Here is an 11,998-nt window from a genome sequence, read left to right on the forward strand (position 1 = left end):
ACCAGGTTTTCGGAATTTGGTAGCCCACTCGGGGTGAGGTGATGTTTTATTCATAATGTGATACGTATTTACGTAATATAAATTAATTACACAAAAACCAATATTGCACGTTCTGGCTATGGTTTTTTCCTCTTTACGTAATTATCAAGCGGAGTTAGGGGTTAATTTTAAAAAAACGAGTTACAACCCCATAAGAAACGCCAATGACGGTCCGCCGCTGCGGTGTATTAGGGCATTGAGCTCTGAATTTTCATTTAGAATGGAGGTAATATTGAGGTTATACTTATTACCTTATAATCCACTCAGACCTGGTCCGTGTTTTCTAATTGGCAATGTTGTACAGGTACTTGAGATGAAGCCCAATAGTCCTAAAAAAGAGCATTATGCCTACAGCAAACATGGTTCCTGTAGTATTTTGGCGGCGATTGAGCCTAAAACAGGTCAAAGATTGGCTCATGTTCGCAGACAAAGAACCAAGCAACAATTCACATGGTTTATGAAAAACTTAGCTCAAAACTACCCTAATGCAGATAAAATAATAGTCGTTTTAGACAATCTCAATACTCATACACCAAATGCTTTTTATGAGATATTAGAGGCCGAAAATGCCGAAAAACTGGCCAATAGGTTTGAATTTGTCTATACCCCAAAGCCAGCATCGTGGCTTAATATCATAGAAATAGAATTTTCAGCTTTATTGAGGCAATGCCTCAACAGAAGAATTGCCTCAATAAACGAACTTTCAAAACAAGTGATGTGCTATTTCAAAGAACGAATAGATAAAAAAATTATCATTAACTGGCAATTCTCTTGCGAATCTGCCCGCCAAAATTTAAATAAACATTATAAGCAGGTTAATCCTATCAATATAAAATATAAAAAAACTAATTAAACACTGTACTTATTGCCTATTTTAGAGCAAGGGGTAGTGATTTTTGCTTAAAAATAGAGGTTTTCAGTTGTGACCTGTAGGACGGTTTTTTAGCTACTGCCAAAGCCGTTTTTCCAAACGCAGCTATTGTGGCCGACCGTTTCCATGTTTTTAAATTATTGACTCATGTTTTGGATAAAGAACGTAAAAAATTACGGCATGAATTCAAAAATGATGACAATTATAAAGCCATTAAATGGTTGTTGTTTAAGCCATGGGAAAGCCTTAATGACAAACAAAAAAGAACGCTTTTAAGAGCTTTCCGAAAAGCAAAGATGCTACAGCAATTGTACTTCACTAAAAACGAACTCAGAAACATTTTCGAGTCGGATTACTCCAAGCAACAAGCCCGAAAAATAGTCGAACAATGGATACTGCAAGCTAAAAGCTTAAAACATAATCTATTAGATAACTTCATCAATACCCTGGAAAGACACTTTGAAAGCATCCTTTACTTCTTTACCCACCGCGTCTCAAATGGTATCGTTGAAGGCGTAAACAACGTTATTAAAGCTATAAAAAGGAATGGATTTGGGTTTAGAAATTTTGATAATTTTAAACTCAAAATCCAGTGTCAGTTTTTATAATCACCTAAGTTATGGATGAACCTGTTTTTACAGCTGCTCCACCAGCAAATTTCAACTTTTGCTACAACCTCAAGATTATCTATCAACTAAAAAAACGCCATTTCCCTTTGATATTATCCAGGTATTTATCGCCTGAACCTGTATTCAATAGCAATACTTTTTCGTCTGTTTTCAACCAACCTTGTTTCAAAAGTTTTTTGTGAGCGGACCATATTGCACCTCCTTCAGGAGCAACAAACAACCCTTCATGTCGACAGATTTCGCTGACGCCCTCCAGCAACTCTTCTTCTGACACGGCAATCGCGGTACCTGCTGACTCCCGCAATACCTGCAACATGAGCGGCTCGCCGATGGGTCGAGGTACCGCTAATCCATTGGCCAGCGTAGGTTTTCCTACGTATTGTTTGCTATTGGGTTGTTTTCCCCAAAACGTATCTACCACGGGTGCACAGTTTTCGGTTTGCACAGCTACCATTCGCGGCAACGCCTGATCCATAGACAGCCATCCCAATATTTGCATTTCTTTAACTGCCTTCCAAATGCCAATCAGCCCCGTACCGCCGCCCGTAGGGTACATGATCACATCGGGCAATTGCCAATTCATTTGCTCGGCTATTTCGTATCCCATCGTTTTTTTGCCTTCCAATCGGTAAGGTTCTTTCAAGGTAGAAACGTCAAAATAACGGCCATCCCGGTTCATTTCCTGAACTTTGGCAGCGCAGTCGTTGATGAGGCCGTCTATTAAAATCAACTGAGCGCCATAACCAATACACTCTTCTTTAAACGCCTCAGGCGTATGACGGGGCATGACCACCACGGCCTCCAGTCCTGCCCGTGCGCAATAGGCAGCCATGGCTACGCCCGCATTGCCCGCCGTAGGAATGATACAGGCGCTCTTTCCCAATTCTTTGGCTTTGGAAATAGCCATGCACAAGCCTCGGGCCTTAAAGGAACCCGTTGGATTTTGGCCTTCGTCTTTTAGAAATAGATTTTGAATGGAATGGGCTGATGACAAACGATGTAATTTTAAAATAGGCGTAAAGCCTTCACCCAATGTCACTTGATTTTTCTCTTCAAAAACGGGCAAAAGTTCTTGATAGCGCCAAAGGGTTGGAGCCCTGAAAATCAATTCTTCTTTAGAAAAACCAACTCCTAAATCATATTGACTCAACAAGGGCATTTGACAACAAGTAGATAGGGTTTGGGCCACAAACGGCGAATGAGTTTGTCCACATTTGGAACAGGTGAGGCCGTTTAAGAGCGAGAAGGCTTGGGCAACTTTCATGGAAATGGATGTTTTTCCGAAAGTTAGACCCAAGTCATTACCAACACAAACGACGTTTTGGGATGACTTAGTCCATTTTGGAATAGTAGTGCCGGGTAAAGCGAATAAATTCGTTGACCAAACTATTATTCTCAGTGCCTTTTCGCTGAATAAAATGAAAAGCCCTCTGAATAAACAAATCTTCAATTTTCACTTCCACCAAGTCACCGGCAGCGAGTTCCTTCACAATGGCGCGTCGAGGCATAAAAGCCAAACAGGTATCGGCCAACACAAAATTTTTAAGGGCTTCGGTGCCTCCCAAGCGAATCAATACTTTTAAGTCCGATTGTTTAATTCCCCGTTTAAACAACTCGTCTTCAACTACAGCAAGAGTGCCGGAGCCATTTTCGCGCAAAGCCAAGGGGATTTCCAACAATGCCGTTAAAGGAAGAATACGGCCTCGCAATGGACTGTTTCCAGAACAAACGGCCAACACATCGTCGGTTGTAAAAGGGGTATATGTCAGGGTATTGACGCGCGTAATCCCTTCCACAATTCCCACGTCTATGTCGTGCTCCAGCAGAGCCGTTTGAATATTATCCGAATTTCGATTGAGTACACTCAGTTGAATATGAGGTTTTTCGCGCAGATAAGCCGACAGCACGGAGGGTAGCACGTACAAACTGATGGTCGTACTGGAGCCAATGGCCAATTTGGTAGGAGGCAGAAAATTTTCGTTGATATGTTGCAACTCATGATGCAGCTCAGCTCTCAACTGTGCTGCTTCCAAGAGTTTATCGTATAAAATATGTCCTGCCTGCGTAAGGCTGATGCTATTGCCGTGCCGTTCAAATAAACCTATCTTATACCGGTATTCCAACGATTTGATGTGTTTGCTAATCGCTGACTGACTCAAAAAGAGCACCTGACCAGCTTTGGTAAAACTCCTTAGCCGAGCCACTTCCATAAATACTTCGTGGTGCAGCGATAGCATAATCTTTTTTCAGGCCCTTAGCCTCCGTTATTTTTGCAACAACATTGCCCCGTAGGAGTATCCTCCTCCAAAAACCGTAATCACAATTTTTTCCCCTTTTTGGAAACGTGACCAATTTTCGGAAAGCCCAATGGCGCAACCCGCACAACCCGTATTGCCTAAGTATTGAATATTAGAAATCAGCTTTTCGGCGGATAAGCCCAACGTATTCATGACATTCATACTGATGCGCAAATTGGCTTGGTGAGGCAAAACATAGTCCACATCGGCCGCCGTCAGTCCACATCTTTCCAGTACTTGCAAACTCGCTTTAGGCATGTAGGTACAGGCATTAATGAACACATCCCGCCCGAAAGGCATAATGACCCCCCTTTCATTGGGACGCAGTACCACCGCTTCCGTGGCTTTGCCACTGGTGGCTGCTCCGCCCGTCAGTAAGGCACGAATTTCCAAATCTCCTTCGCTGATGCGCTCTTTGGAGATAAGTAGGGCTGCGGCTCCGTCGCCCCACAAATGGCCCGATACGGTATCGGTCTCGTTGTAGTAACCCGTATTGTGCTCTGAAGTAATGACCAATGCTTTGGTAGCTTTATTCATGGCAAAATAGCCTTCCACTACCTCAATCGCATTCAGCAAAGAAGAACAGGCCGAAGAAATAGTCACCACCGGAATATCGGGAATTTCTAAATAATGTTGAACGGCATGACCCAAAGTAACGATGGCATCATAAGCGGTGTAGGTAGCCCCTACTATTAAATCTACTTCGTTTATATCAACTTGAATCGTATCCAACAGCGCTTTTACCGCTTCCACTCCCATCGTATGAGAATTTTCAGCAGAAGCTGCTTTGCGACGAAGTTGTATACCTGTGCGCTGCACAATCCATTCGTCGGAAAGGCCGTTGAGTTTAGTAAAATGTTCGTTATCAACTACTTGTTCAGGCAAATAGTGACCGACCTGATGAAGAAACATACAGTGGTTAGTTTAAACCTATACTTTAAGGTCCGAAAGTTAAACATTTCGTAGAAATCATGGTACAAATTATTGAAATCTTTCAATAAAGACATTGGAATGTACAATTTCACTAAGAACAAGTGCGAAATTTCATTCACGAATAAATGCAGAAGTGAAGGTGCGAAAAATAAAATCTGTAAAATAAATAACGTTCCGTTATGGAAAGTACCGTATTTTTGCCCAATACCGACCATCGTCTACTCATCGCCAATGCAGCCTACGAAGTTATTACTTGTTGTCCCTTGCTATAACGAAGAAGAAATTCTTACGAAAACACACCGTGTTCTTCAGGAATATTGTAACCGCCTGACAGCGGAAGGTATGATTTCTTCGGATAGTCGAGTATGCTTTGTGAACGATGGAAGCCACGACCGAACTTGGCAAATGATTGAAGAAATTTGCCAACAAGCCCCTAAAAGTATCGGCGTAAAGCTCTCCCGCAATTTTGGTCACCAAAGCGCCATTTTGGCGGGGTTAATGCACCATGCTGCTGATTTTGACTGCTTTGTGACCATTGACGCCGATTTGCAGGACGATGTAGAAGCCATTGGACAAATGATTGAACAACATCGCAACGGAGCCATGGTTGTGTATGGCGTACGCGATGACCGCACCAGCGATACCTGGTTTAAACGCACTACGGCAGAGTCATTCTATAAAATGATGCGTTGGATGGGGGTACCTGTCGTGTTCAACCACGCAGATTTTAGGTTGATGGACAGACGTATTTTGGAAGAGTTTGCCAATTTCAAAGAAGTGAATCTCTTTTTGCGCGGCATTATTCCACTGATTGGGTTTCGTTCCGAAAAAGTATTTTACAAACGTTTTGAGCGCGAAGCGGGTGAAACCAAATACCCGCTCAAAAAAATGTTGCTTTTTGCCTGGGACGGTGTGACTTCGTTCAGTACGTTTCCCATGCGATTAGTGCTTTACTTTGGTGTCCTCAACTTTCTGATTGCTATTTTTATTGGAGTTTACATCGGTGTTTCCTATTTGTTTGGCAATACTGTAGCGGGCTGGACCTCAATCGTACTTCCCATGACCTTTTTCAGCGGTGCCAACATGATTGCCATCGGGCTCATTGGCGAATACGTAGGCAAGATTTATGAAGAAGTAAAAGGAAGACCAAGGTATATTATTGAATCAGTAGTCAGGAGTGAGGAGTGAGGAGGCAGTTTATAGTGGTCAGTAGTGAGAAAACAGAAGTCAAAGATCAGAAGTAAGTTGATGATTAAGAATATAGCAGTTAACAGATATAAAAAGTGAAAGAGATGGAAAAGTGGTAATTTTAATTCACTCATTCACCATTCACCATTCACTAAATCACCATTGGCATTAATGCTGAAAACCTTACAAAAACCTATATTCCAAGACCTGTTCAACGTTGGATTACTAACGGTAGGATTAGTACCGTTGTTGGCATTGGCATTTTACAATCATCCTTCTCCTGTAGATGACTACTGTTATATAGATACGGTGTTTAAGTACGGCTATTTTGAAGCTATGAATTACTACTATACGGGTTGGACGGGACGTTACTTCGGCATTTTGCTTAATCACTCCAACCCATTGATTGTCAAGTGGGCAGGAGGTTTCAAACTACTTTCGTTTTTATTGATTTCGGGCGTAGCAAGCAGTTTTTATTTATTAATACGGGAGTTGCTTCCTAAGTGGAATCGATTGGGAATCGTGGGTTTAACGGGAGGAATTCTTTTTCTGTTTGTTCTCAAAATCATAAGCGTGGTAGAGGCATTTTATTGGATGGCAGCTTTTGTAACCTATACTTTTCCTAATGTATTGACCCTGTATTGGCTGGTCGTCATGATTCGTTGGTACAAACTACCCAACGGAAACCTTCAAAAGCTAACGGCGATTTGGGCAGGTTTTTTGGTGTTTGCGGTCATTGGTTGCAGCGAAACCAACCTCACCATCATGGTCCTTTTAGTGGCGGGCTGGTTTGGTTATCAACTGGTTATTCATCGAAAATGGGATTGGTTTTCGGTTTTTTTAGTGGGTGTTGCGGCCTTATCCTGTTATATTTTCTTTACGTCTCCTGGCAATGCACAACGTTTGGGAGGTAATCCGGAAGGGCGGAATTTTACACTTTCAACCCTCCAATCGCTCAAATTGTTGGTAAAATTGGGATTTGACTGGGTATTTCGTACGCCTTTGCTGGTATTCACCATTCTATGGATTGCGGTTCTACCTAAACTGATTGAGGCGGAAGGAACCCGTAGCCGTTATTTTTCCGTACCGATTTGGGCCTCCGCTTTGGCCTATTTAGGAGTGCTTTTTGGCCAAATTTTTCCTTCTTATTACGGAATCGGGATTGAGCCTGCTCCCCGCGTCATTAATTCGGTGTATTTGTATTTCTTAGTGGGTTGGTTTTACAACGTGGCTGTTTTGGTTCAGTTGATGCATCAAAAGAAGTGGCTGGGAGCACAAAAATGGTACTTGCCTCCTTCCATTAAAGCAGTATTGGCAATGCTGATTTTAGTGAGCGCTCTGTTTAGCCAAAATTTAAGAATGGTCTATGGCGATTGGCTGCGCGGAAGAGCGGCCGCCTACGATATAGAACTGAAAGAACGCTATGCCTACATTGAAAAAACACCGGGCGATACTGTCTATGTCGCACCTTTAAAGGCAAAACCTCAATCCTTGTTTATGGACGATGCCAATGTGGACCCAAAACACTGGTGGAGCAAGTGCATGGGAGGGTATTTTGGTAAGAAAGCAGTTGTACTTAAAACAAATCCTTAATGCGTCGGATCACTTTTTGGCTTATTGCTTCTTTGCCCATCGGTCTATTTTTACTGATTGTAGCGCGTTATTCACTCAATGTACCGTGGTTCGACGATTTTGATCCGTTTCCAGATTTTCTGCGTGAATGGCAAAAAACCAGCGATTTTTCTACCTACATCAAATTACTCTTCAAGCCCAACAATGAGCACCGGATGGTTTTCGGGAAGCTCGCAGCATTAAGCTGTTATTGGTTATTTGGCGAGTTGAATTTTACGTTTTTACATTGGGCAGGCATCTGTTTTACCTTGGGAAGTTTCGCCATTTTCATTAGAATATTTCATCAAAACAATATTCCATGGCTTTATTTGCCGCCTTTTCCTTTTTTGTTGTTTCAGTTGCAATACCACATGACAACGCTTTGGGCCATTACGAGTTTGCAACACCAGCCCGTAATCTTCTTTGTTTGTCTGACATCGTATCTGTTGGCACAACGGCAGTTTACGTGGGCCATTTTGGCGGGGCTTTGCGCCAATTTTGCCATGAGCAACGGTATTTTTGTATGGCCCGCAGGGTTTGTGATATTATTTCTGCAAGGAAATTATCGTTCATTAGGAATTTGGATGACCGCGGGATTAATCGCCGTATTTCTGTATTTCTACGGAATGCAAACCCTTAACAATGAGTCCAGTTTCGGGTATTTTCTGCAACATCCTCACGAAACCTTTTTTGGCTTTTTTACTTTTACCGGCGGCCTTTTCGACTTCTTCCCCGACCGCAGCACATTCGAGCGCTCCATCCTTCCAACGATCTTTGGAATGTTAATGACCAGTTGGCTCGTTGTTGTCTTTATCCGTTTATGGAAAATGTACCAAAAACGGGCGCTCACCCAAAATACGCTGTTGCTTTTTCTCACTGGAGTAGCTACGTATTTACTCGCCAACGCCACCATTATTGCTTTTTTGCGGCCTCGGTTTGGGTATTTTGTGATGTTGGTCAGCAACTACAAAATATATCCCGCGCTGTTGATGATGGTCAGTTACGGGTTTTATTTAGGGCTTTTGTCGCCAAAAAAGCAATGGTTAAATGCCGCACTGGGATTGAGTATCGGCGTTTGGGCGCTGAGTTTCTTCCATTATTGGCCTACCATCAGCGAGCGACGTAAGACCCTGCTTGCTTTTGCTTACAACCAGCAACATAACGGCTTTGGACTGGGTCTTACGCCCAATTCTCCCGCTGCATTTTATGTGGATACGTTGATGCAGTACCACGTCAAAAATGGAGTATATCACTACCCTACTCACTTGGCACCCGCATTACTGTCTATACAATCAGACCGCAGTCTGCAAATCAAACCCATCGTTACAAAACAGAAAGAAGGGTTGTCTATTTATACTGATACTTATTCATTCAATGCCGGTTTTGACGCATCTTTGTACGCATTTTTACAATCCGCCCAACGCACTTATTTGTTTAGGCTGGAACCCATTTCTTATAAAGGCCGCAATTGGTTGCGTCAATACGATAAAGGCAGCTCGGTTCTGATTCTTAACGCAGCGGTTATTCCGGGCTCCTACAATCTTGGTTTTGTTTACTTAAAATACGGTCAGTCCAAAGCGACTGTTTCTCAGGTCATTGAATGGCAATAGAAAAATCTAACTGTAAACAGTAAATTGGTTTCAATAAAAAAAAATATTGTTTTTGCGCTTCTCTTGCTTCCTATTGTCGTTTTTTACGGCTTTAGCGTAGCTTATAGCACTAATATCCCGTGGTTTGACGACATTGAAAACATTCCCTTTTTTCTTTCCCGTCTACTCGACGCGCCCACTTGGTATGACCGCGCCGAGGCTTTTCTTCGCCCCAACAACGAACACCGCGTCTTGAGCGCACGACTTATCGTCTATCTCAATTATTTGTTGACAAATGAAATCAATTTTCGGGCGTTGACATTGGTAGGAAATCTGACTGTATTGGGTATTTTTTCGCTTTTAGGAAGGGTTTATCTGAAAAATGGAGGTCAACTTCTCCACCTCATCCCCGCAGCATTTTTTATTTTCAACTTACAATTTTACAGCATGACGTTCATGACGATCATGTCGCTTCAGTATCAGTTGATTATCTGCGAAGTGTTTTTGAGTCTGTATTTATTGATCAAACCTTCCCGTTTCAGTTTTGGAGTAGCTATTTTGGTGGCCATCTTAGGTACGTTCAGCATGGGAAATGGCTTGATGGCTTGGCCAACGGGTGCTCTTCTTCTGCTCTATTTAGGCCACTGGTCTCGGTTACTTACTTGGGTGATTGTTGGCGTTTTAGCCATTGTGGGTTACTTCTCAGGTTATGCCTTTGTCCAAGGCAACGACGAAGGATTTCTGTATTTCTTTCAACACCCGTTCAAAGTCATTATCGGTTTCTTTGCCTTTGTAGGAGGTATTTTAGATTGGTTTCCTCGAATTACTTTTGAAAAACGAATGTTGCTTCCCCTGTTTGGAGGACTGTTTATTGTTGGTTTTTTCCTTTTCTATACACTCGGAATTGTCAATATTTCAGCACGTTGGCGTGGTCTATTTCCATCTCGACTTACAAAATTTTACCTGCGCATTCCCTATTTTCAAACTATAGAACCGCGTTGGGGAGCGTTTTGGGTGGGATGCTTTATCTATTTGCTGATTAACAGTGCGTTAGTAGTATTTTTCCGCACGCGTTTTGACTATCAATTGGTACTTTGGACTACCTACAAGATTTATCCGGGAACACTCATGGCACTGACTGTTCTTTTAATTTTGCAAATCCTTGCTCCTACTTGGCAAAAAGTCGGGATTGCGCTCTTTACCGGGGCCGCTTTGCTCTCCTGGGGTTCTTCGTATTGGCATTTTATTCCACAGGTACAGCAGGACCGCAAACAGCGATTGGCTTTTGCCTTCAATCAACAACGCAACGACGTGGGATTGGGTGCCGAAAAGAATTCCGCTTTTGCCAAATTTATTGTAACGACGTTGGATAGTGCTGAGCAGAAAGGCTTTTATAAATTCCCCTCCCCTTTGCTTGACCCACAGGAAAAAGACATTGAAAAAATGATGCGTAACCGTACATTGCAACTCCCAACAACAACCGTAAGCATTAATAACCAAGCGAACACGGTCATTATCAGCAACGAAACGGTTGAATACAACAACGGAAAAGAGGTCGGTCTCTTTATTACGCTGACCTCACCCCGTCATTTTCATTTGTTTTCGTCGGCCCCCAATCAGGCATTCGATAATCCTCAAAAAGGATTTCAAGTCTATTGTCCCAAAGGTGTTTTATACAACGAAACCTATCAAATCGGTGTTTGGACAGTGCAAAAAACGGGCAACCACTTATTGAAAACAGAGCAAAGCGTAACGATTAATTAGCGTTTTTTTAGTTCATTTACCTACTTTTGTCATAAAATTTAACATTCATACCTTGCCTTCTCCCCAAATCTCCATAGTCGCGCCGCTTTATAACGAATCTGAGTCGTTTCCGCACTTGGTACAACGGCTGACTCAACTCATGGATAGCCTTCCGTTACCGATTGAGGTGGTATTAGTAGATGACGGCAGCCGCGATACTACAGCCTTACAGATGCGTCAAATCGCGCTGACGGATCCTCGTTATCATTGCGTATTCCTGTCGCGCAACCACGGGCATCAATTGGCATTAACGGCAGGATTAGCAGCCGCAAGAGCCACCGAAGCCTTATTTATTATTGACGGTGATTTGCAGGACCCTCCCGAATTATTGCCCGATTTTTATCAAAAAATGCAGGAAGGCTACGATGTGGTGTATGCCGTGAGACGAAAGCGCAAGGAAAATTTCATCAAAAAAACGGGTTATTTCCTTTTTTATCGTTTGCTGAAATCCATTTCATACGTGGATATTCCGCTTGACAGCGGCGACTTTGCACTTATCAGCCGTCGCGTAGCCGATGTGTTGAATCAGATGCCCGAAGAAAGCCGATTCCTGCGCGGAATGCGCTCTTGGGTGGGTTTTAAACAGACTGGCTTTGAGTACGAGCGCAGTGAACGCGTAGCGGGAGAATCAAAATATTCGTTCAAACAACTGTTTGGGTTGGCCTACAACGGAATTTTCAATTTCAGCGAATTTCCCATCAAATTCATGACGCGGGCCGGTGGGGTAGCGATTGGTATCGCGCTGATTTATTTCGTGATTGTCATTGTCAAAAAACTGTTTTTTGCGGGAATTATCGAAGGTTTTACGGCCTTACTTTTCGTCATTATTCTGTTCAGCGGTGTACAGCTCATGTCGCTGGGCATCATCGGCGAATACGTTTTACGCATCTTTTTTCAGTCCAAAGGCCGTCCGTTGTATGTGGTGAAAGAGGAGATTATTGAGTCCACAGTTTACAGTTCACAGTTTACAGTAGGCAAGGTTCCACCTCAAACGATGTCCTCCACTACCACTCAACGGCTAACGGATAACGGTTAACG

At 42.8% G+C, this 11,998-nt stretch carries 9 protein-coding genes and 1 pseudogene; 7 read left to right on the top strand and 3 right to left on the bottom strand.

The window, feature by feature from the left end:
* The first annotated feature begins 352 nt into the window (after positions 1–352).
* Together Q0081_RS15415 and Q0081_RS15420 are read left to right on the top strand one after the other, a co-directional pair.
* Positions 353–892 (top strand): IS630 family transposase, encoded by a 540-nt coding sequence (locus tag Q0081_RS15415; RefSeq protein WP_298355009.1) that lies wholly within the window; start codon positions 353–355, stop codon positions 890–892.
* 95 nt (positions 893–987) lie between these two features.
* Positions 988–1,518: pseudogene (locus Q0081_RS15420) on the top strand (transposase); the annotation flags it as partial.
* Positions 1,519–1,600: 82 nt separating this feature from the next.
* Here Q0081_RS15420 and Q0081_RS15425 read toward each other — a convergent pair.
* The 3 genes from Q0081_RS15425 to Q0081_RS15435 form a co-directional block, all read right to left on the bottom strand.
* Positions 1,601–2,803, bottom strand: coding sequence for a threonine synthase (locus tag Q0081_RS15425; protein WP_298355011.1), 1,203 nt, complete (start codon positions 2,801–2,803; stop codon positions 1,601–1,603).
* 67 nt (positions 2,804–2,870) lie between these two features.
* Positions 2,871–3,776, bottom strand: coding sequence for a LysR family transcriptional regulator (locus tag Q0081_RS15430; protein WP_298355013.1), 906 nt, complete (start codon positions 3,774–3,776; stop codon positions 2,871–2,873).
* Between the two features lie 27 nt (positions 3,777–3,803).
* A complete protein-coding gene (locus Q0081_RS15435) occupies positions 3,804–4,748 on the bottom strand; it encodes a 3-oxoacyl-ACP synthase III family protein (protein WP_298355015.1) in 945 nt (314 codons plus the stop codon).
* 252 nt (positions 4,749–5,000) lie between these two features.
* Between Q0081_RS15435 and Q0081_RS15440 the strand changes: the two genes are divergently transcribed.
* From Q0081_RS15440 to Q0081_RS15460, 5 genes are all read left to right on the top strand, one after another.
* Positions 5,001–5,957, top strand: a complete 957-nt coding sequence (locus Q0081_RS15440; RefSeq protein ID WP_298355018.1) for a glycosyltransferase family 2 protein — start codon at positions 5,001–5,003, stop codon at positions 5,955–5,957.
* Positions 5,958–6,128: 171 nt separating this feature from the next.
* A complete protein-coding gene (locus Q0081_RS15445) occupies positions 6,129–7,550 on the top strand; it encodes a DUF6056 family protein (RefSeq protein ID WP_298355020.1) in 1,422 nt (473 codons plus the stop codon).
* Positions 7,550–9,178, top strand: a complete 1,629-nt coding sequence (locus tag Q0081_RS15450; RefSeq protein ID WP_298355022.1) for a hypothetical protein — start codon at positions 7,550–7,552, stop codon at positions 9,176–9,178. The genes Q0081_RS15445 and Q0081_RS15450 overlap by 1 nt, the downstream gene beginning before the upstream one ends.
* Positions 9,179–9,202: 24 nt before the next feature.
* Positions 9,203–10,921: a hypothetical protein gene (locus Q0081_RS15455; protein ID WP_298355024.1), complete on the top strand. Its 1,719-nt coding sequence runs from the start codon at positions 9,203–9,205 to the stop codon at positions 10,919–10,921.
* Between the two features lie 52 nt (positions 10,922–10,973).
* Positions 10,974–11,996, top strand: a complete 1,023-nt coding sequence (locus Q0081_RS15460; RefSeq protein ID WP_298355026.1) for a glycosyltransferase family 2 protein — start codon at positions 10,974–10,976, stop codon at positions 11,994–11,996.
* Positions 11,997–11,998 lie beyond the last annotated feature (2 nt).

This window comes from Runella sp. (genome assembly GCF_027484545.1).
In the GTDB taxonomy this organism is placed as follows: Bacteria; Bacteroidota; Bacteroidia; order Cytophagales; family Spirosomataceae; genus Runella.